The organism is Sphingomonas sp. SKA58 (assembly GCF_000153545.1).
GTDB lineage: Bacteria > Pseudomonadota > Alphaproteobacteria > Sphingomonadales > Sphingomonadaceae > Sphingobium > Sphingobium soli.
This window is the reverse complement of record NZ_CH959308.1, coordinates 392,866-414,485: the sequence shown is the minus strand read 5'-3', so window position 1 is coordinate 414,485 and position 21,620 is coordinate 392,866. Positions and strand designations below refer to the sequence as shown.

Below are 21,620 nucleotides of genomic sequence, written 5' to 3'. Positions count from 1 at the left end.
CTGCCGATAGGAAAAAGGGATTGCGTTATAGATTCATCGCGCAGAATATATTTCGCATAACAAACGAATCGCGCCAACCGCGCTAGGAGAGAAGAGCATGACCGTTGTGCCCACAGCTATCTTGCCGCCGCGTTCGACTCATATGCCGATCCGGCGTGCTGCATTGGTGGCGCTGACGGAAAGAGTGGCGCAGTCGCGCATGACCGTGGTGTCTGCGCCGGCAGGGAGCGGAAAAACCACCGCAATGCTGTTCTGGGCGGATGAACTCAGGGCGCAGGGGCGCCCCGTTTTGTGGCTCGCGGCAAGGGCAGGCATAGAAAGTAAGCGGTCCTTTCTCCAAGCGCTCAAGGCCGCAGGTATTGCCGCGGGTATGCCGTGGGATGCACTGGACAGTGACGCTGCCGACGAAAGCTGGCTATCTGCCCTCGCGACGATGGGCAGCGTAAAGCCGGTTATCATTGTGGATGACGCGCAGTTTCTGGCAAAGCCGATTCTGGAGTTTCTGGCGCAACTATCGTCGAGCGCGCGCGACGCATTGACCATCATCATCGCCGCACGCGGTACGGTCGGCCTGTCGCTGGCGCGTATGCGTGCGCTCGGATTTCTGGTCGAAGTGGGCGTCGCCGATCTGTCCTTCACCTTGGCGGAAGCGACGGAACTGGTCACGCGGTCTATCGGGACGCCGGTGGATTCGCGCGAACTTCAGGACATTGTGGGCGATACCCAAGGCTGGGTTTCCGGTATCGTTATTGCCTGCGATCTCTATCGCCGCACCAGCGACAGCGCGGCCAAGCTCCGGCTGACTGGCCTGCGCCCAGAATTTGCCGAGTATTTCCATGATGAAGTGTTAAGTTTGCAGCCGGACGACGTCCGCCGCTTCCTCGTCGACACCTCGATCCTCGATGAATTGACGCCCTCCGCTTGCGCTGCGGTAATCGGCGACGAAAATGCGCGCGCGATGCTGGACCATGTCTTTCGTGAAGGCCTGTTTCTGAACGCGATTGATCAGGAACATAGCCGCTATGCCTATCACCGGTTGTTCCGCGAAATGGTGTTGGGCCGGCTGATCGATCGGGCACCGGACCGCGCTGCTGTCATGCATCGACGGGCGAGCGAATATTTTGCCGAAGCCGGCCAGCTTGCCCTGGCGATCGAACATGCGCGGCTGAGCGGGGACAAGGCTTTTCTCGCCGACCAGTTGGATCGCTTGGCGGAGGGACTGACCTATTCGGGCTATCTCTACCGCATCGACGAACTCGGCGCGGAACTGCCCTGGCCGATCCTGGCCGAACGGCCTAATCTGCTCCTGGCGCTGGCCTGGAGACGCATCCGCCAACTGGCCTTTTCCTCGGCTGACAGGCTGATTTCCGCCGCGCGGCAGGCCTGTGAAGCGAAGCGCGAGGCCCAGTCCCTGCCCGCGCACGAAATCGAGCAACTGGACCTGCTGATCCGCCATCGCTTCGTCATGCTTGCGGCGGCGCGAGACGACATGGTCAGGGTCGAGGCCGATTCGGAGCCGCTGCTCGCCGAACTGGCCGACAGCCATGCCTATCTCAGCTGCACCTTGCTGGCGCAGCTCATGTCGGCGCGGCGCGAACTTTATCATTTTCAGGACATGCTCAAGCTGGAGGCGGAAACCAGCCGCGCGCTGTCGCGTCCCGGCTCGGCCTTCGCATCCATCGCCCTGAAGGCCTCGGTCGCGCCGACCATGATGGCGCAGGGCAAGATTCCCTTGGCGCGACGCTTTCTGGAAGAGGCCTTCGCGTTAGCTGTTGAAATCCATGGCGCAGGTTCCGGTCTGGCCGCGCTGCCCGCGTTGCCGTTGGCCGAACTGCTCTATGATGCAGGCGACCTTGAACAGGCGGCGGAACTGGCGGACCAGTATCTGCCAGTCGTGCGGCAATGGGGATTTTCCGATCAGATGGCGTCGGGCTATCTGGTCAGCGCGCGCCTGCGGGCGGCAAGGGGCGATCTGCCCAGCGCGCTGTCGACGCTTAACGATGCCCATCTCGTGGCGATCGAATGTGGGCTTGATCGTCTGCGCTCCTTCATCGTGGCTGAAGAGGTGCGGCTTTTGATCAAGGCGGGGCAGATCGACGAGGCGGAGCAGCATTTCCTGGCGGGCGATCCGCAACTGGACGGCGAACCCATTCCCACCCTGCACCCGACGCGGCGCAATGAGAATATCGCGATTGCCTGGCTCAGGATCGAGATGCAGCGCCATCGGCTGGGCCGAGCGCGCAAGGTCGCCTATCGGTGGCTGGAATTCGTCAAACGCGCGGGAGCGGTCCGGTCCGCCGTGATCTTCGAATTGCTGCTGGCGGAAATCGCGGTGCTTCAGGGCAACCGGTCCGAGGCGCGCAGGGCCGTTCGCGCTGCCGTAGAGATGGCCGAACCGGCCGCCTGGGTGCGGGTCTTCGTCGATGAGGGAGAAGTCATCGCGTCTCTCATCATCGAAGCCTATTCGCAGGGGCCGGAACTGGAAACGCCCGCTGATCGCTTCGCCGTCCGCCTTGTGTCGATGTTGAGGCGGGGACCACAGATCGAAGCGGACGAAGAAGAGGAGGATGATTTCGGCCTGACCGGGCGCCTCGCCAACCGGGAAGTCGACATTTTAACGATGGTGAGCGGAGGCCTGCGCAACCGGGAAATCGGCGACCGTCTCGGCCTGACCGAAGGCACCGTCAAATGGTATATGCAGCAAATCTACGACAAGCTGGGCGTGCGCCGTCGGCCGCAGGCGGTTCTGCGGGCGCGGCAGCTCGGCATCCTGCCCTGAAGCGCACGCCATATCCTATCGAAGGATAGATTGCACCGTTCGCGCAACCTGCGACCGGCGCAATGTGCGCGAAAGGAAATATCATGGCAAAACGCAAGGTCATCATCAGCTGCGCGATTACAGGCGCAATCCACACGCCCTCCATGTCGCTCTATCTGCCCGTGACGGCGGAGGAGATCGCGGCATCGGCGGTCGGCGCGGCGGAGGCGGGCGCCGCCATCATCCATCTCCATGCGCGCAATCCCGTCGATGGGCGGCCGGACCAGAATCCCGACCTGTTCGAACCCTTTCTTAAAGTCATTAAGCAGCGTACCGACGCCGTATTGAACCTGACAACGGGCGGGCACCCCTCCATGACGGTGCAGGAACGGATCCGTCCCGCCCAAACTTTCGCCCCGGAAGTGGCCAGCCTCAATATGGGGACTATGGGCTTTGGTCTGTTCCCGATGCTGGATCGCTACAAGTCGTTCCAGCATGACTGGGAACCCGCCGCGCTCGAAGCATCGCGCGACCTGGTGTTCAAGAACACCTATGCCGACATCGAACATCTACTGACCACATTGTCGCCGCTGGGCACGCGCTTCGAATTCGAATGCTATGACACCAGCCATCTCTATAACCTGAAATATTTTCTCGATCGCGGCCTCGTCAAGGCGCCGCTGTTCATCCAGACCTGCTTCGGCATATTGGGCGGCATCGGCAGCCACCCCGACGATATCATGCATATGAAGCGAACGGCCGACCGGCTGTTCGGCGACCAATATGAATGGTCCGTGCTGGGGGCCGGTGCGCGTCAGATGAGCATTGTCGCCATGGCGGCGTCCATGGGTGGCAATGTCCGTATCGGTCTGGAGGATTCGCTGTGGGGCGGCCCGGGCCGGCTCGCCGAGACCAATGCGGAGCAGGTGAAGACTGCGCGGCAGATCGTCGAAGGCATGGGTCTTGAAATCGCCACGCCCGATGAGGCGCGTGCCATGCTGGACCTCAAGGGCGCGGACCGGACGAATATCTGATGACGAAAAAAAACGGGCCCCTGGCCGGTATTCGCCTGCTGGAGATCGACGCGATCGGCCCCGTACCGCTCGCTGCGATGCTGTTGGCCGATATGGGCGCCGAGATCGTCCGCATCGCCCGGCCGCCATCGGTCGCGGCGGGGGACTGGGATGATGTCGGTGGGGACATCCTGCACCGCAGCCGGGTCGTGACCTATCTCGATCTCAAGCAGGACGCGGATCGGGAACGGTTGCTCGCATTGATCGAGCGGGCGGACGGGCTGATCGAGGGATACAGGCCCGGCGTCATGGAACGCCTCGGCGTTGGCCCCGATGTCTGCCTGGCGCGCAATCCGCGGTTCGTGTTCGGGCGGATGACGGGCTGGGGCCAGTCCGGGCCGCTTGCGCTGCGGGCCGGCCATGACATCAATTATCTGTCGATCACCGGCGCGCTCCACGCGATGGGAGAGCGACAGGGTACGCCGCCAGTACCGCTCAATCTGGTAGGCGATTATGGCGGCGGCGCCATGTTCCTGATCTTCGGACTGTTGAGCGCACTGCTGGCGGCGCAACGGACGGGCCGGGGGCAGGTCGTCGACGCCTGTATCACGGATGGCGTCGCGTCGTTGATGAGCTTATTTTACGCATGGCAGCCCAAGGGTTTGTGGGAAGATGCGCCCGGCTCCAATTTGCTGGATGGTGCGGCGCCCTTCTACCGCTGTTACGAATGCGCCGACGGACGGCACGTCGCGGTAGGATGTCTGGAGCCGAAATTCTTTGCCCAGATGGTGGACGGATTGGGTCTCTCCGACAGATGTTATGACCAGAACGACCGCGAAGGCTGGCCCGCGATGCAGGTTGAATTTGCCGCGGCATTTCTGGCCAAAAGCCGGGATGAGTGGGCCGCTCTATTTGCTGCGAGCGACGCTTGCGTGACGCCGGTTCTGTCAATGGAGGAAGCGCCCCGGCACGCGCATAATGAAGCGCGGGCGACTTTCGTACAGCGTCATGGAGTGGTCCAGCCATCGCCGGCGCCCCGCTTGTCTCTCGACGCGGGTGCCATTGGCGAGCCGTCCGTCGCGTCGGCGGCGGACCTGATCGCGGCTTGGTCTTAAGGCGCGGATCGCGCCAGGACAGCGGCATTCGCCTCCGTAGAAAACGTGCTCGGATCAGGGCGGGGCGTTCGCCGGGTCGCTGGCTATGTCGAACGGCAAGACCGGTGCGCGGCGGCTTGTCGCGCCACTGCGGTGCAAATACCACATCCAGATCAATTACATCCGATCCATAGAAATCCTGTCCAGCGATAGGTGGTAAATCGCGACTAATGTCGATTTTGCCACAGGCGACCAGACCTGCGCCGCACGCAGGTCGCACGGGAAAACTAATTGATTGGGAGGATTTTTATGCGATTGGCCGCACTGAAATTGGCATTGGTTGCGAGTGCCGCAGCGGTGGCATTTCCCTCATGGGCGCAGTCCGTCGCTTCGCCCGCGCCGCAGGCGGATAGTGCGAATGCCGGCGACATAGTTGTCACGGCTCGCCGCCGGGAAGAACGACTGCAGGACGTTTCGGTTTCCATTTCCGCTTTTTCATCAGAGGCGCTGGAGCGCAGCACCGTCCAGACGGTAAGCGACGTTAAAACGATCGCCCCCGGCTTCACCTTCTCCTCCGAAGGGGGCAAGGACAATGTCGCGCTGACCCTGCGCGGCATTGGCCAGTTGCCCCTGGGCGAGGTGACTCCCGGTGTTGTCATCTATCTCAACGACACCCCTTTGCCTTCGGTCGGCTCGAACGTCCCGACCTATGACATTGGCAGCATTCAGGTGCTCAAGGGGCCTCAGGGGACGCTGTTCGGCCGCAACACTTTGGGCGGCGCGGTCGTGATCGGCAGCCAGAAGCCGAGCTACGCCTTCGAAGGCTATGTCGAGGGCACCTATGGACGGTTCGATTATCGCGAACTCGAAGGCGCGGTGAATATCCCGATTATCGAGGATAAGGTCGCTTTCCGCGCTGCAGGCCAGATCCGTCGTCAAGACCCCCGGACGATCGCCTTCGACGGCGGCCCGGGATTCGACAATATCCATCAGGACGCCTACCGGTTCTCGCTGCTGGTCGAGCCGTTCGAGGGCCTCAAGAGCACCACCATCTATGAATATTTCAAAGGCGACGAACTCGCCGGCGGTCTCTATCTGCTGCGCGAGAATTTCCCCTTTGCCGCGCTGGGCCTGGGGGTTGTCGAGCCACAGGTGCAGGCAGCTTTGCAGGCACAGAAAGCCAATCGTCGCGGGTCGTTCGACGGCGGCATCAACGGCGGCGCGGCCTATCGCAAGACCAGGGCGATCACCAATGACACGTCCTTCAGCTTCGGCGATCTGACGCTACGCAACATTTTCGGTTATCGAAAGAACTACAGCTATCAGCTGATCAACACCGGCGGGCTGCCGCAACTGCAAATCCCCACGGGTCTGCCGTCTCCCGCGCCCTCGGCCGTGCCGTTTACCCTTTTCACGGCGTCTTCCGTGCTGGATCGGCAATATCTAACAAATGAAACCCAGTTGCTAGGCGATTTTGGCTCGTTCAACTTCATCGTCGGCGCCTTCTATAATAATGATAAGCCCGATGGTCCCAGTGGATCGCAGTTCACGGCATTTTCGGTGGGCGGCGTCCCGGCGCCTGCGGTGACGGCCCACGTCCGCAACAAGAACTGGGCGGTCTATGGCCAGATCGGGTATGAATTCACCGACAAGCTGAAGCTCAATCTCGGCGCTCGCTACAGCTGGGACAAGGTGTCGGCCTGCGGCGGCACCATCGGCACGACCTATGTCGACGAATCCACCTGCCTAAGCACGGCGGCCCTCAATCTGGCCGACGGCGTCGGCACCGTATCCAACAAGGGCGAGGAGCCGAGCTGGACCATCGGCCTCGACTATAAAGCGACCCCGGACTGGCTGCTCTATATCGTGTCGCGACGGGGCTATCGGGGCGTCAATGTGAACACGCCGCTGTTCGAAACACCCTTTACCACGGGCGGCACGAATCCGGCCTGCGTGGGGACCGGAGGCGTCTGCGCAGACCTTCGTCCCTTCCAGAAGACGGGTGAGGAAACAATCACCGACGTCGAGATCGGCTCCAAATATGACTATCATGTCGGGTCCGCGCGTGGGCGCCTGAATCTGGCCGCCTATTACAGCAAATATAAGAATGCACTTCAGTTCCTGAACACGCAGACGACCGTTCCGAACGGCACGCCGGATTCGCCGACCAACGGCTCCCTGGCCGCGAATGTCGCCGATCTGCGGATCTGGGGTGTCGAACTGGAGGCGTCCATCAGCCCCGTGCGCAGCCTCACCGTCGGTTTTAATGCCGCCTATACCAATGTGAAGGTGGAAAGCCTGACCGTTCCTGCCGGACTGCCTTCGACCATCGTGCTGGGCGAGGGCCAGATCAACAAATATTCGCCCAGTTTCTCCGGCACGGCCAGCGTGAGTTGGACACTGCCGATCCGCCCGGCAGACGGCGATGTGGTGGTCAACGCCGACCTGTTCATGACCGACGATTTTGGCGGTCAGAATGGCGAAAAGCTGCCGGGTTACCAACTTGCCAACGCGCGTTTGGATTGGCGCGGGATAGGCGGTACGGGCCTTGATCTGGGCATTTATGTGAAGAACCTCTTCAACGAGAAATATGTCTCGGCTTCCAGCGTTCTGCTGCCGTCCTTCCCAACCAGTTCGGTCTATGCCGGCGATCCGCGGACGTGGGGCGTCACGGCCAAATACACGTTCTGACGCGCCCGTGAGAGGGGGGGGGTGAGCGACCTGCCCGCCTTTCCCCCTCTACAAGGACAGGTTTGCAGCGAGACGACAGGTCGTAGGGAGTTCTCGAGAGGATGACCATGAAGCTCGGCATATGCAGCATGTGGGGGGATCTGCTGGACGGATTTCGCGAAGAGGTCCGTCTTGCCTCCGATCTTGGTTTTGAGCTTATCAGCGTGGGCGATTCGCCGGCGGGTTGGCATGAACTCTACGTGTCGCTGACCCTCGCCGCGCTTGACGCGCCGAAAGCGACTTTGGCGCCACTGGTCACCTCGCCTTTCATGCGACATCCGCTGGTGACGGCCTCCGCCCTCAACACCATCGACGATCTCTCCGGCGGGCGCGTGGCGCTGGGCCTGGCGACGGGCGGTAGCACGGTCATGGCGATCGGCCGCCCGCCCGCCACGCAGCGGGAAATCCGAACGGAACTGGCGGCGCTGCGGGATCTGTTCGCCGGACGGCCAACGCAGATGAACGGCATGCAGATCACACCGCTCCGTTTCGCTCGCCCGATTCCGATCTATTATTCCGCTTTCGGTCCCAAGGCGCTGGCGCTGGCGGGTGAGCAGGCCGACGGCGTCATATTGTTCGCGGGCGAACGCCATCTCGACGCGCTGAAGGACCGGATCGATACCGTCCGGGATGCCGCGCAGGCGGCGGGCCGCGATCCCCTGTCGATCGATATCTGGGTCGTATCCTTCGCCTCGATCCGCCCCACACGGGCCGAGGCCATAGACGATCTCAAGGCGTTCATCGTCGTCAACGGCATGGCCTTCCGAACGCCCGAAACCCTGGCGCGTGTCCCGACGCAGTTTCGCGGCAAGATCGACGCCTTGCACGCGCGTTATGATCCGACCGAGCATGTGGTCGTGGGCGGCAGGAATGTGGCCCTGATGGAGGAATTGGGTTTGACCGAGTTTCTGGCGGACTTCGATACGCTGGCGGGACCAATCGATGCGGCGGTGGACATGCTGCGGCGCATGGAGGCGATGGGTGTCTCGACCTTCATCGCGGCCTTGCCCGGGCACGCCGCGCCGCTAGAAACCATTCGCGGGCTTGCCCGAGCGCGGAGTATGATGTGACACTGGATCTACTGTATCTGAGCGAAGACGAAGCAGTGGCCATCGCGACGGTGCTGCGATCCCGGTCGCTCGGCGACATGATGGAGGCGGCGGAGGCGATGACGGTGGCGGCGCATGGCCGTCGCGTGACCTATTCCCGCAAGGTTTTCATTCCCCTCACCAAATTGTGCCGCGACGTGTGCCACTATTGCACCTTCGCCACCACGCCGGCCCGCGCGGGTGATGCCTATCTTGGCAGAGACGAGGTTCTGGCCATCGCCCGCGCTGGCGCGGCGTCCGGTTGCCGGGAAGCCCTCTTCACGCTCGGCGATCGGCCCGAGGCCCGCTATGCCGCCGCGCGAGAGGCTCTCAGCGGGCTCGGGCATGACTCGACCCTGTCCTATCTGGCCGAAATGGCGGAACTGGTGTTCCGCGAGACGGGCTTGCTGCCGCATCTCAATCCCGGCCTGATGATCGGCGAGGATTATGCGCAGTTGCGGCCTCATGCCGCCTCCATGGGTATCATGCTGGAGAGCAGCTCCGATCGCCTGTGCGCGCGCGGCGGCCCGCATTTCGGATCGCCCGACAAGACGCCTGCCCTGCGCTTGGCCGCCATCGAGCAAGCCGGGTGGGCGCGCGTGCCGTTCACGACCGGCCTGCTGATCGGTATCGGCGAAACGCGCGACGAACAGGTGGAGGCGCTCGTCGCCATTCGCGATCTGAATCGCCGCTACGGGCATATTCAGGAAGTCATCATCCAGAATTTCCGGGCAAAGCCGGGGACGCGCATGGCGGATCATGCCGAACCGTCGCTCGACGATCATCTCTGGTCCATCGCCGCCGCCCGGATCATCTTGGGGCCGCAGATGACGATCCAGGCGCCGCCCAATCTCCATGATCGCGTCGATCTGGCGCCGCTCATCCGGGCCGGCGTCAATGACTGGGGCGGGGTGTCGCCGGTCACTCCTGACCATGTGAACCCGGAGGCGCCCTGGCCGCATCTGGAGATATTGGAGGACGCCACAAAGGCCGCAGGCCGCATATTGATGCAGCGGCTCGCCATCGGCCCGCGTTATGCGCTTGCTGCGCGGGATTGGGCTGCGCCAGCCATTGCCACCCAGATCCTGCGCGCCATCGACGGGCGGGGCTTGCCCAAGGTGGACGAATGGTCCGCGGGGCATGGCGATCCCGCGCCCGACACCATGGTGATGGAGCCGGTTCTCGCTTCCCGATCGATCCTGTCCATCCTTGACGCTGCGGAGGAGGGTGAACGGCTGAGCGAAGCGGACATCGTGACCCTGTTCGATGCCGAGCAGGATGATTTTGCCGCCATCGTCGAGCGGGCCGACCGATTGCGGCGGCAGGCCGTGGGTGACATGCTGACCTATGCGGTCAACCGCAACATCAACTATACCAATATCTGCCTCTATAAATGCGGCTTCTGCGCTTTTTCCAAGGGCAGCACCAAGGCCATGCGCGGTCCGGCCTACAGGCTCGACATGGAAGAGGTCGGACGCCGCGCGGCCGAAGCCTGGGATCGCGGCGCGACCGAAGTCTGCCTGCAGGGCGGGATCCATCCCGATTATGACGGGCATACCTATCTCAATGTCCTCAAGACGGTGCGCGAGGCCGCGCCGGACATCCATATCCATGCCTTTTCGCCGCTCGAAGTGACGCATGGCGCCCGCACGCTCGCCCTGCCGCTGGAGGATTATCTGGCGCGGTTGAAGGAAGCGGGGCTGTCCACGCTGCCCGGTACGGCGGCGGAGATACTGGACCCCGAAGTTCGCGCCATCATCTGCCCGGACAAGGTGACAGCGGACGAATGGATCGAGGTGATGCGCGTGGCCCATGGGGTGGGCCTGCGCAGCACGGCCACGATCATGTTCGGCCATGTCGAGGAATATAAGCATTGGGCGCGCCATCTGCTGCGCATTCGCGGATTGCAGGAGGAGACGGGCGGCTTCACCGAATTCGTGCCGCTGCCCTTCGTCCATATGGAATCGCCGATATGGCGCAAAGGGCTGGCGCGATCGGGGCCCAGCTATCGCGAAGCGGTGTTGATGCACGCCGTGGCACGCATCGCGCTGCATCCGGTGATCCCCAATATCCAGGTGTCCTGGGTGAAGATGGGGCCGGAGGGCGCCGCTGCGATTCTGAAGGCGGGCGCCAATGACATGGGAGGCACGCTGATGGACGAATCGATCACCCGGGCCGCCGGTGGCGTCAATGGGCAGGAATTCGGTCCCAGGGAAATGCAGGCTCTGGCGGCATCCGTCGGGCGCCCGGTGCGCCAGCGCACAACGCTTTATGAGCCGGTGCTGCCGCGTCGCGCCGTATTGGCTGAACCATCGTGACCGACCTGCAACGTCGCTCGCCAGTTTCATTGAAGGAAAATATATGACTCTTCCCGCCATCGCCGTCGTGGGCGGCACCGGTAATCTGGGCGCTGCAATCGCCTGGCGGCTGGCGCGTGCCGGCTATCCTGTTACGATCGGATCGCGCAACGCCGAAAGTGCGGAAAAGGCCGCTCCGGAATTGGGGCATGGCCTGCGGGGCGGCGCCAATGTGGATGTCGTCGCGAATGCGGACATCATCATCGTGACGGTGCCCTTCGCAGCGCAGGAGGCGACACTTCGCGACATCGCACCGCATGTTGTTGGCAAGTTGGTCGTGGATACGACCGTTCCCCTCGTCCCGCCCAAGGTGATGCGGGTCCAGTTGCCCGACGAAGGCTCCGCCGCCCAAAAGGCGCAGGCGGTTTTGGGAGAGGGCGTGACGCTCGTGTCCGCGTTCCACAATGTCGCCGCGCACAAGCTGGCCAAGGATATCGATGTCGGCTGCGACGTACTGGTCTTCGGCGACGACAAGGATGCCCGGGGTCGCATCGTGGCGCTGGCCGATGCCATGGGATTGAGGGGGCTTCACGGCGGCGCGCTGGTAAACTCCGCCGCCGCCGAGGCGCTGACGTCGATCCTCATTTTCATGAACAAGACCTATAAGGTTGACGGCGCGGGCATTCGTATCACAGGAGATTTGATCCCGCTCGACGCTTGAGGTGTATTTGATGATCGAAATCGTACCGTTGACCGGAATTGGGGAGGTCAGACCGGGCGATGATCTGGCGGACATTCTGCATGTGGCGCTTGATCGGCGCGGCATTGAACCCCACGCCGGCGACTTTCTGGTCGTGACGCAAAAGATCGTGTCCAAGGCCGAGGGGCGTTTCATGTCGCTGGCTGATGTGGAGCCTGGAGAAGAGGCGCAGCGCCTGGCCGATATCACGCGCAAGGATGCGCGGCTGGTGCAACTGGTGCTGGATGAATCCAGCGCCATCCTGCGCGCCGTGCCCCACGTCCTGATCGCGCGGCACCGGCTGGGCCATGTCATGGCCAATGCCGGGATCGATCGGTCCAACATCGGGGCGGGGGAGGGCGATCGCGCCTTGCTCCTGCCGGTCGATCCCGATGGAACGGCGTCGCAACTGCACGCCCGACTGGGCCTGCCCGTCGTCATCTCGGACAGTTTTGGCCGACCCTGGCGGATGGGCGTGGTGGCGGTCGCCATCGGCGCCGCCGGATTGCCGGCGTTGCAGGATCGAAGGGGCGAACTGGATCGCGACGGGCGGACGCTTGAAGTTACCCAGGTCGCCCTGGCCGATATCGTCGCGACGGCCGCCTGTCTCGCCACCGGGGAAGGCGCGGAAGGCATACCGGCAGCGCTGGTGCGGGGTTGCCCGCTGACCGGCCCGGCTCGCCCCGCCGCTGATCTGGTGCGCCCCGTTCACGAAGATCTGTTCGCATGAAGCGCGTCGTTGTTCTGACCGGTGGCGTCGGCGGCGCGAAGCTGGTTCTGGGTCTGTCGCGCATCGTGGCGGGCGAGGGGCTGACGGCGATCGTCAATACCGGGGATGATTTCCGGCATATGGGGCTGCACATTTCGCCCGATATCGACACCTTGCTCTATACGTTGTCCGGCAAGGCGAATGGCGCGCAGGGTTGGGGGCGGGAAGGCGAAAGCTGGGGCTTCATGGCGGCCCTTCGCGAATTGGACGGGGAGGACTGGTTTCAGCTTGGCGACGGCGACCTGGCCCTGCATGTGGCGCGGACCCATGCCCTGACGCAAGGGCAGAGCCTGTCGCAGATCACGGCGCGATTTGCCGCCCAGTGGGGCATCGCCACCCGGATACTGCCCATGAGCGACCAGGCGCTCGCGACGATATTGGTTACGGACCAGGGACGGCTTGAGTTTCAACGCTATTTCGTCGAACAGCGTTGCGCGCCGGCCGTGCGACACATCATGTTCGAGGGCGCCACGCACGCCGTTCCAGCCCCGGGCGTCATCGAGGCGATCCAGTCGGCCGACGCTGTATTGCTGGCCCCATCAAACCCATTTCTGAGTATCGATCCGTTACTGGCGGTGCCCGGCATAGGCTCCGCGATCAAACAGACCAAGGCGCCCGTCATCGCCGTGTCTCCACTTGTCGGCGGCACGGCGGTCAAGGGCCCGACCGCCAAGCTGATGCAGGAATTGAGCATGGCGGTCGATAATGACAGCATCGCCCGGCATTATGCCGGGCTGATCGACGCCATCTTGATCGATAACGGAGACCGTTGCGAGGCGCCGGACATTGTCGTTGGGCGTTGTGCGACCCTGATGACGACTCCGGATGACAAGATTCGCGTGGCGCAGGCGGCGCTCGATCTCGCGATCAGCTTTCGTTCGTGACGGACTGGGCTGCCCTCGTCCCCTTGAAACAGGGTGTGGAAAGTAAGTCGCGACTTCGGGAAGCGCTGGAACCGGCCGAACGCATGGCGCTGGCGTCGGCGATGGCCGCGCGGGTCATGACCTGTCTGTCCAATGTGAATGCGATCAATTCCCTATACCTTCTTGCGCCGACGGAAGTATCCGAATGGCCGTCGCATTGGTTGCCCGACAGCGGCAGAGGCCTCAATCCAGAGTTGGAGAGCGCGCGGGCGCAATTGGGCAATCGCCCCTTGCTCGTGATCCATGCCGATTTGCCGCATCTGACGGTGCAAGACGTCCAGGCCTTGCTGACTGCCGCTGACGATCGCGGCTGTGCCTTCGCGCCGGATCGGCACGGCCGCGGCACAAATGCGGTGGCACTCCGGGACGCCAACCCCTTCCGCTTCGCCTTCGGACGGGACAGCCTTACGCCCCACAGGCAGCAGCGTCCGGGGGCCGCGATCGTGGAACGGGCCGCTCTTGGCTTCGATATCGACACGCCCGCCGATTTGGCTGAACTGCATGATATGTGCGCGGCAAGACTGAAATCTTGACCGGCGCTATCCTTCCCAAGGGAAGGTGTGGTCGAACCGATCCCGGCCATTCTACCTGCCGATCTGGAAATCAGGGAGGATCGGTCGATGAAACTGAACGTGGGCGTGCCCAACAGCATGCATGTCGCGGCAATGACGCAAGCTTGGGAATACAGCCTGACCGGGGACGACATCGGACAGGCGATGGCGACGGCTGATCGACTGGGCTTCAACAAGTGCATGTTGGGCGAACATTTCATCATTCCGCAAGATCATATTGGCCTGTCAGGCGACCATTATGTCCATGGCACGGTTGCCCTCTCCTTCCTGGCCGGCCGCACCAAGACGATGAAATTGAGCTCCTCGGTGTCAATCCTGCCGCTGCAGAGTCCGATCGTTCAGGCCAAGGCCTGGTCGACCCTCGACTGGCTGAGCGGCGGGCGGGCCACGGCCCTGTTCGGGGTCGGCTGGCTGAAGGAAGAGTTCGACATGCTGAATGTCGATTTCCACCAGCGCGGACGCATGGCCGACGAGTATATCGCCGCGATCATCGAATTGTGGACGTCGGAAAAGCCCGAATTTGAAGGCGAATTCGTTCGGTTCAGGAATGTCGGTTTCGCGCCCAAGCCGGTGCAGCAGCCGCGCTTGCCGATCTGGCTCGGGGGCGACGCCGAACCGGTGCTCAGGCGGGTGGCGAAATTCGGCGATGGCTGGTCGCCCTTCCGTACGCCACCGGAAAAATTCCCCGAATGCCTCGATTTCATCCGTTCGCAGCCGGAATATGACGGGCGGCCGATCGATCTGTTCTTTGCACTGGAAATGCTCAACGTCGGCGCCCATCACGAGATCATGGATGACCCGCGCGCGCCCGGAACGCGGGATGCGCAGAAGGTCATCGATCAGGTGGGCTGGTTGAAGGGATTGGGGGTCAATGAAACCATCGTTCCTCTGCCGCCGGGGATATCCGGGCTGACCGAATATCTCGATCGGCTCCAATGGGTGGCCGAGGAAATCATGCCCAAAATCTGAAAACCTGCCGGGGGAAAGGCGCGGAAGGCTGCGCTTTTCCCTCTTGGTTCTCGAAAGAAGGATCGGGAGGACTTGATGGCCGAATATGATGTTGTGGTGGTGGGATCGGGCGCGGCCGGCATGACGGCAGCGATCAGGGCCGCGTCTGCCGGGCTGTCGGTTCTGGTGTTGGAAAAGGCCGCACATTTCGGTGGCACGACTGCGGTTTCGGGCGGCGGCATCTGGATCCCCGACAGTCCGCAGGCCAGGGCGGCCGGTGTCGAGGACAGCCGCGCCGTGGCGCGCCAATATGTGCTGGACGTCATCGGACCGACGGCCGATCCCGCGCTGATCGACGCCTATCTCGATGCCGGTCCGGAAATGGTGGAATGGCTGGACCAGAACAGCCAGGTGCATTTCCTGCTCTCGCCGCCCAGTAGTGACTGGTATCCGGAAGTCCCCGGTGCGGCCGATCATGGCCGCCTGCTGTCGCCGCAGGAATATGACGGTAAGAAACTGGGCGATCATTTCGCCGATCTTCGTCCCGCGCGCGAGGAGTTCAATGCGCCGGGCGGCTTCATGATCGATATGTTCGATCTACCCTATCTGGCGGGAATGCCCTCGCCCAAGTCGCTGTTCCATTTCGGCAAGCTGGCCGCGAAGTTCGGCCTGGATAAGGTTCGTCGCTATCCGCGCGGTACGCGGCTGACCATGGGCAACGCGCTGGCGGCGCGGCTGATCCGATCGGCGATCGATACCGGCGTCACGCTCCGCAAGGACGCCGCCGTCGATCGGTTGCTGGTGAAGGCCGGCCGCGTGACCGGTGTGCGCGTTAATGGCGAGGATATCGCGGCGCGGGTCGGCGTGCTTCTGGCGTCGGGCGGCTTTTCCGCCAGCGAGCAGTTGCGCAAGGCTTACATCCCTTATGCCGAGGAGCATGTCTCGATCCTCCCCTATGAAAATACCGGCGACGGGATGAATATGGGGCTGGATGCCGGCGCTTCGCTGGACGGCGACAATCTTGTCAATGCGGTTTGGGCCGTGGTGTCGAAGATGACGCGGCCGGACGGCTATGTCGCGCGCTATGCCCATCTGATCGACATGTCGAAGCCCGGCTGCATCGCGGTCGATGCCAAGGGCGAGCGGTTCGGGAACGAGGCTTCGGTCCATTTCGTGGAGGCCATGCACAAGAGCGGCACCGTGCCCGCCCACATCATCGGCGACGCCGCCTTCATCAAGAAATATGGCATGGGCATGGTCTATCCCGGCGGTGGCGGCCTGAAAAAGTTGATCGCGGCGGGCTATGTCACGGAAGCGCCCAGCCTGCGCGAACTGGCCGGCAAGATCGGGGTGGACGTCGATGGCCTGATGGCGACGGTCGCGAAGATGAACCGCTATGCCGAGACCGGCAAGGATCCGGATTTCGGCAAGGGCGACACGCAGATCGACATCGAGATCGGCGATCCCAAGCATAAGCCCAACCCGTGCCTGGGCCGGGTGGAAACCGCGCCCTTCTATGCCATCAAAATCCATCCGGGCGACGGGTCGACGACCGTGGGCCTCAAGATCGACGCGCAGTGCCGCGTGATCGGCACCGATGGCGCGCCGGTGGAGGGATTGTTCGCCGCAGGACTCGACGCCAATTCCATTTGGCGCGGCAAGTCGCCGGCCCATGGCTGCAATGTCGGCCCGGCCATGGTGACCGGCTTCATCGCGGGCAAAGCCATGGCCGAGACACTGGTGCTGGCATGATCCTTTTCGGGCGGGTTAACGGCAAAAGCCGGGATAAGGAATATCCCGATCCCGGCTTCTGCCGTTTCAACTTCTGAGAGGGCCGCAGGCTGCTACGCCGGTTCGGCAACCATGCCCGCGCGCGCTCGGGCGGTCGCCACCAGCTTGAACAGGCCCGCATTATAGTCGGTCAACTGCTCCATGGTCAGGTCCCGATAGGGCGTCATCGGGCAAAGCGAATCCACAACATCCCAGAACGGCTCGATCTTTTCGAGCACTTCGTCCACCGGCCCGCAGGTCACGAAGGCTTCGACCATATCGTCGGAAACATTGCCGATGACCTTGCCGATGTCGCCATGCTCGCCCAGGCTGAGCTGGCAGGCGCGGGCCTGATCGCCGAAGCCGATCGCCTCGAAGAAGGGCTCATATTCCTTGTAGCCCGAATAGGCCGCAACGGTGGCGCGGCTGTCGTCGATCGCCCTCTGCTTGTCGTCATTGACCGCGATCCACGGCCAGGCGTTGATTTCGATATCCCCGCGCTTGCGGCCATATTGGGCCAGCGTGTCGGTGATGAAAGGCAGGCGGCTCTTGGTATAGGCTGCCGACCAGAGGGCATGGACCATCAGGCCGTCGCCGACCTCCAGCGCCAGCGCGGTCATCTTGTCCTGCAGTGCTGCGATCCAGATCGGGATTTCCTCCCGCACCGGCGGGGCGGTCAGCATCATTTCCTCGAAATCGGCGGAGAAATATTCCCCTGCGACCGGATCGAGCCCCTTATGCGCGTTGGCGATGACGTAGCGGATGACCTTGACGCTTTCGCGCAGGTGCGACAGCAGCTTGCGTTCCGGCTCCCCATACATGCCCGTGACGCAGCTCTTGATGCTGGAGCCCAGCCCCAGCACGAAACGGCCATTGGAAATGCGATCGACGTCCATCGCCGCATAAGCGGTCTCCACCGGACTGCGCGTTCCCGCGATGGCGACGCCCGTGCCGACCTTCAGGCTGTCGGTCAGCGCGGCGGTAGCGGCCATCGGCACGAAGGGCGGCCCGTAAATCTGCAGCGAAAAGCAGCCTTCGAAACCCGCCTGTTCCATTTGCTGGCCGATGCCCGCCATGGCGGGGGCGGGCAGGGTAGGCATGACGGCCCACCAGCGGCGTTCACCGCCGACGGCATTGACGAGCGTGGACATGGCGTCTCCGAAAAGAAAAAAGAGCGGACGCTGCCGTCCGCCCATGGGGAGAGATCAGATCAGAACTGGAACAGTTCCTTGCGCAGGCCAATGATGTCGCTGCAATCGGCGCTGACATTGTCACGATAGGCGAAATCGCCATTCGCCTGCCGGTCCGCAAGCTCCATCATCGCCATGCGATAGCGCTGCCCGGCCTGGTCGAACTTGCTGTGCAGGTCCTTGCGGTCGGTATGGCGCATGTAGCGCGGGCTTTGCGGGGACGTCATATAGCTGTCCTGCCGCGACACCTTGTAGCCTGCCTTGGGCATGACATGACGGAACATCAGTCCCGCGTTGGACGTGTTCATGACCATTTCCATCCGCGTGCGGTCCCGCGTTTCAGGCGTGCAAGGGTGGAACAGCGGCACATCGTCGCCGGGGCTGAACCGGCCATAGGCGATGGCGCAGTGCGAACGCAGATAGATGCGGATCACCTGCCGCACATTCTGGGTCGGCTGCTTGATACCGCTGAAGAACTTCATCACCGGCGCGACCGACTTGTTGACGCAGGTGCGGACCATCGTGACGGTCTCGCTGTCGTAGAAGGTTTCCACTGTCTCGCTGTCCGACCGTTCGTCGCCGACGACATCGGCGTGCAGGAAGTCGGCATGGGTGAGGTCGATCAGGTTTTCCAGGCTGATCGGCGCTGAGCTTTCGAAACGGACGGTCGCGGTCATGTGGCGCGGCAGGCCCCCCTTGGGCGGGAGGAAGGGCAGGCTGGGCAAATGGCGGGGATCGGCGGCCAGCGGATTGCCGAACCATACCCAGACGACGCCATAATGCTCCATTACCGGATAGCGGCCCTGGGCGTTGGTGAACTCGCTCTTGTCGCGGGCGATCCGCTCATTGGGATGGAACTCGCTCGCCCCGGCGACGCCATTGTCGCGCCACAGGAAGATGGGGTGTGAATAGACGGCGCGACGGACGGGCTTGCCGGTCACGGAATAATCATGCGCTACCGGAAACCAGCTGTCGCGCATCACCAGATTATGCGGCACCCAGCGGTTGATGGCATTCAGCGCGATCGGGCTGCCACCCGATGGCGCGGCGGAATTGTCGTCGTGCGAGACGGGACGATCGGCGGTTTCGAGCATCTTCAAATCCTCCTTCAGGCCGCTACGGTCTGATCATGGGTCGCTGGCGTGGTTTCCAGCATCACCTTGCGCAAATCCTCGCCATGCAGCGAGACGGTGGGCTTGGTGGCGCGCAATTTCGATCCGTCAACCGACGCGAGAACCGACAACGGATTGATCCCGCGCAGCACGGCGCCCCGCACACCTGGATGGCGCACGCCCAGTTCGGCGCGCCAGCGTACCGCCGTCACGCCCCGCGCCGAAGGCACGGGCGAGAGGACGGCATGGAGCAGATCGTTAAACTGGTCGTCACGCAGCGTCAGTTGCGTTTCGCCGGTCAGCGGATGGGTGCGCGTCAGCAGGGTGAGCGGAAATTCGGCCACGAAGTGCGACGGCCAATGCAGCGGATGCCACTGGCAGTTGCGCTCCATCACCAGCAGGCCGTTTTCCTCGTGCAGTTCCGACATCAGATAGGGGCTGAAGCGGACACCACGGATCGACAGGATCAGGCTGGGGTCATCATAGAGAGCGTTGAGATATTCCTGATGGCTGCAACTGACGTTGACGGTGCCGACATAGGTATATTTCGGGTCGGCGCTCAGCGGCGCCTGCGCCTTGGGGTTGAGGCAGACCCGCACGAAGCCGGCCTGTTCGGTCACCGCAAAGGCATTGGCCTTGTAGATCGGCGGGAATTTCTGCTGATCCTTCATGTTCGGGATTTCTTTGAGCCGCCCCGTCTCGCCGTCATAGCTCCAGCCATGATAGCCGCACTGGATCTGGCCATTGTCCCGGATGCAGCCGAGCGACAGAGGCGCGCGACGATGCGGGCAGCGATCCTCCAGCGCGCGGGCGATACCCTGATTGTCGCGCCACAACACGACCGGCTGATCGCCGATGTCGACGGACAGGGGCTTTTGAGAGGTCACTTCCTCGGACCTTGCGACAGCCCACCAAAGATCAGAATCGAGACTCATAGCGCTATCCACTCTCCTTTCGATTAAATTGACGGATGACAATTTATATGTCAACGTCTTTTCGCTATGGATTTGCTGATGCTCGATCGCCCCCAGCGCACACGCGGTCGCCCCGCGCTCAATGCCGCCCAGGCCGTGGACGAGGACAAGCTACTGGGTCTGGCCTTCGCGACCTTCGCGGAACGCGGCTATGAGGGCACGACGCTGCGTGATCTGTCGAAGCGGCTGGGGGTCAGTCACAATCTCCTGAATGTCCGATTTGGCCGGAAGGAAGATTTGTGGGTACGCGCGGTCGACTGGCGGATGGCGCAGGCCTCGCCCTTCGTCGAAGCCGCCTTTGACGAACCGGCTGATCCGGAAGTTCGGCTGCGCCATCTGATCCAGCGTTTCTGCCTCTGGGCGACGAACAATGGCGATATCGTGTCGCTGACCAATGTGGAAGGTTGCCGTTCGACCTGGCGGCTGGATCATATCGTCGAACATTTCGTGCTGCCGTTCCAGAAACGGCTCGACGGCCTGCTCGACGCGGTGCGGCTCCAGCGGCCGGTTCATGGCTTGTCGACGGCCGCATTGATGGCGTTGCTGGTGCAGGGGGTCGGCTATTATTTCTGCGCCGTGCCGATGCAGGAACGGCTGGGGGCTGGGCGGGAAGTGGATGATGTCCATGCCGCCGAACATGCGGACAGGCTGGCCGCCTTCCTGCTCGCTGCCCTCCTTCCGCCGATCGCCTGACCGGAGCGGAAGAAGAACAGTAGCACATCTGTTGTTTACTTGTAGGGGTCGACCGGCTGAGGGACTTCCACTACGCCGATGTCTTTCAGCATGGTCAGCACGTCGGAAATGCTGAAGATGCTGACGATCTTGTCGTCCTTGAACTTGACGATCGAGAACCAGTTCACCTGGAACTCGTTGCCGGTCGGCTGCACGCCCATATAGGGACCGCCGACATGCTTGCAATAGTGGGTGGCGTAGATCCAGATCTCGTCGTCGCCCTTGCCGACCGCGTCGATGGTCTTGTAAGCGGCGGGGAAGAAGGTCTTGTAGAGCGCGACCGGCGAGGTCTTCCACTCTTCATAGGTGCCCAGATCCGGCCGGTTGGGGTTGCCGTATCGGAAATCGGGATGGAAAAACCGATCCATGCCGTCAAAATCGCCGGCGTTCAGGGTTTCCTGCAGGTCGGTCCAATGCTTGACCATCTGCTTCTGCTTGTCGGTCAGCACGGTCGAATCCGACACGTCCAGCTGTTCACGAATATCTTCTTTCCAGGCCACGATAGTCCTCTCTCATACATTCAGGATTGGTGTTGTGCTCAGTCTTCAGGAGCGATGGTGATCGTAAGGCCCGATAGGGCTTCCGTCATCATGACCTGACAGGACAGGCGTGAATAGTCGTTGCGGTGCGGCGATCCATCCAGCAGATCGCTTTCGTCGTCCGATACCGGGGGCAGGGATTGAGCGAAGGCGGGGTCGACATAGACATGGCATGTCGCGCAGGAACAGCAGCCGCCACACAGCGCCAGCAACTCATCGAAACCGGAATCTCTTATGGCTTCCATTACCGAGCTATTCGCGGATGCATTGATCGTCTGCTGTGCGCCGTCACGGGTAATGACATTCAATTCGGGCATGGCATTCCTCTGGTGGAATCGAAAGTAATACCCCGTTCTAATCAGGGGGCGGTGA

General features: G+C 62.6%; 18 protein-coding genes. 13 read left to right on the top strand and 5 right to left on the bottom strand.

Annotated elements, in window-relative coordinates; genetic code table 11:
- Window positions 1–97 precede the first annotated feature (97 nt).
- The 12 genes from SKA58_RS17070 to SKA58_RS17015 all read left to right on the top strand — a co-directional run bounded on the left by SKA58_RS17070 (window position 98) and on the right by SKA58_RS17015 (window position 16,683).
- Complete coding sequence (locus tag SKA58_RS17070; RefSeq protein WP_009823738.1) at window positions 98–2,779, top strand: LuxR C-terminal-related transcriptional regulator; 2,682 nt, start codon at window positions 98–100, stop codon at window positions 2,777–2,779.
- A gap of 83 nt (window positions 2,780–2,862) precedes the next feature.
- Window positions 2,863–3,792, top strand: coding sequence for a 3-keto-5-aminohexanoate cleavage protein (locus SKA58_RS17065; RefSeq protein WP_037544045.1), 930 nt, complete (start codon window positions 2,863–2,865; stop codon window positions 3,790–3,792).
- Window positions 3,792–4,886 (top strand): CaiB/BaiF CoA transferase family protein, encoded by a 1,095-nt coding sequence (locus tag SKA58_RS17060; RefSeq protein WP_009823736.1) that lies wholly within the window; start codon window positions 3,792–3,794, stop codon window positions 4,884–4,886. The genes SKA58_RS17065 and SKA58_RS17060 overlap by 1 nt, the downstream gene beginning before the upstream one ends.
- A 288-nt stretch (window positions 4,887–5,174) precedes the next feature.
- On the top strand, window positions 5,175–7,556 hold the full coding sequence (locus tag SKA58_RS17055; protein ID WP_009823735.1) for a TonB-dependent receptor: 2,382 nt from the start codon (window positions 5,175–5,177) through the stop codon (window positions 7,554–7,556).
- A gap of 101 nt (window positions 7,557–7,657) precedes the next feature.
- Complete coding sequence (locus SKA58_RS17050; RefSeq protein WP_009823734.1) at window positions 7,658–8,665, top strand: LLM class flavin-dependent oxidoreductase; 1,008 nt, start codon at window positions 7,658–7,660, stop codon at window positions 8,663–8,665.
- Window positions 8,662–11,001: a 5-amino-6-(D-ribitylamino)uracil--L-tyrosine 4-hydroxyphenyl transferase CofH gene (cofH, locus tag SKA58_RS17045; protein WP_009823733.1), complete on the top strand. Its 2,340-nt coding sequence runs from the start codon at window positions 8,662–8,664 to the stop codon at window positions 10,999–11,001. The genes SKA58_RS17050 and cofH overlap by 4 nt, the downstream gene beginning before the upstream one ends.
- 43 nt (window positions 11,002–11,044) lie before the next feature.
- The gene (gene npdG, locus SKA58_RS17040; RefSeq protein ID WP_009823732.1) at window positions 11,045–11,701 is read left to right on the top strand and encodes an NADPH-dependent F420 reductase; all 657 of its coding nucleotides are present in this window, start codon (window positions 11,045–11,047) and stop codon (window positions 11,699–11,701) included.
- A gap of 10 nt (window positions 11,702–11,711) precedes the next feature.
- The gene (gene cofE / locus SKA58_RS17035) at window positions 11,712–12,449 is read left to right on the top strand and encodes a coenzyme F420-0:L-glutamate ligase (protein WP_037544043.1); all 738 of its coding nucleotides are present in this window, start codon (window positions 11,712–11,714) and stop codon (window positions 12,447–12,449) included.
- Entirely contained in the window at window positions 12,446–13,372 is a 927-nt protein-coding gene (cofD, locus tag SKA58_RS17030) for a 2-phospho-L-lactate transferase (protein ID WP_009823730.1), read from the top strand. Before cofE ends, cofD begins: the two co-directional genes overlap by 4 nt.
- The gene (cofC, locus tag SKA58_RS17025; RefSeq protein WP_082733356.1) at window positions 13,369–13,944 is read left to right on the top strand and encodes a 2-phospho-L-lactate guanylyltransferase; all 576 of its coding nucleotides are present in this window, start codon (window positions 13,369–13,371) and stop codon (window positions 13,942–13,944) included. The genes cofD and cofC overlap by 4 nt, the downstream gene beginning before the upstream one ends.
- Window positions 13,945–13,971: 27 nt before the next feature.
- A complete protein-coding gene (locus SKA58_RS17020) occupies window positions 13,972–14,952 on the top strand; it encodes a TIGR03619 family F420-dependent LLM class oxidoreductase (protein ID WP_009823728.1) in 981 nt (326 codons plus the stop codon).
- 75 nt (window positions 14,953–15,027) lie between these two features.
- On the top strand, window positions 15,028–16,683 hold the full coding sequence (locus SKA58_RS17015; protein ID WP_009823727.1) for an FAD-dependent oxidoreductase: 1,656 nt from the start codon (window positions 15,028–15,030) through the stop codon (window positions 16,681–16,683).
- Window positions 16,684–16,775: 92 nt separating this feature from the next.
- Here the strand turns inward: SKA58_RS17015 and SKA58_RS17010 are convergent, their stop codons facing one another.
- The 3 genes from SKA58_RS17010 to SKA58_RS17000 are packed head-to-tail and all read right to left on the bottom strand — an operon-like array spanning window position 16,776 to window position 19,938.
- Complete coding sequence (locus tag SKA58_RS17010; protein ID WP_037544038.1) at window positions 16,776–17,852, bottom strand: LLM class flavin-dependent oxidoreductase; 1,077 nt, start codon at window positions 17,850–17,852, stop codon at window positions 16,776–16,778.
- 59 nt (window positions 17,853–17,911) lie between these two features.
- Window positions 17,912–18,985 carry an oxygenase gene (locus tag SKA58_RS17005; protein WP_009823725.1) on the bottom strand — a complete coding sequence of 358 codons (1,074 nt, stop codon included), beginning with the start codon at window positions 18,983–18,985 and terminating at the stop codon, window positions 17,912–17,914.
- Between the two features lie 14 nt (window positions 18,986–18,999).
- A complete protein-coding gene (locus SKA58_RS17000) occupies window positions 19,000–19,938 on the bottom strand; it encodes a Rieske (2Fe-2S) protein (protein ID WP_009823724.1) in 939 nt (312 codons plus the stop codon).
- Window positions 19,939–20,016: 78 nt separating this feature from the next.
- Here SKA58_RS17000 and SKA58_RS16995 point away from each other — a divergent pair, with 78 nt between their 5' ends.
- Complete coding sequence (locus SKA58_RS16995; RefSeq protein ID WP_231736431.1) at window positions 20,017–20,670, top strand: TetR/AcrR family transcriptional regulator; 654 nt, start codon at window positions 20,017–20,019, stop codon at window positions 20,668–20,670.
- A gap of 35 nt (window positions 20,671–20,705) precedes the next feature.
- Here the strand turns inward: SKA58_RS16995 and SKA58_RS16990 are convergent, their stop codons facing one another.
- Complete coding sequence (locus tag SKA58_RS16990; protein WP_009823722.1) at window positions 20,706–21,209, bottom strand: ester cyclase; 504 nt, start codon at window positions 21,207–21,209, stop codon at window positions 20,706–20,708.
- A gap of 38 nt (window positions 21,210–21,247) precedes the next feature.
- The gene (locus SKA58_RS16985) at window positions 21,248–21,565 is read right to left on the bottom strand and encodes a 2Fe-2S iron-sulfur cluster-binding protein (RefSeq protein ID WP_009823721.1); all 318 of its coding nucleotides are present in this window, start codon (window positions 21,563–21,565) and stop codon (window positions 21,248–21,250) included.
- Between the last annotated feature and the right edge of the window lie 55 nt (window positions 21,566–21,620).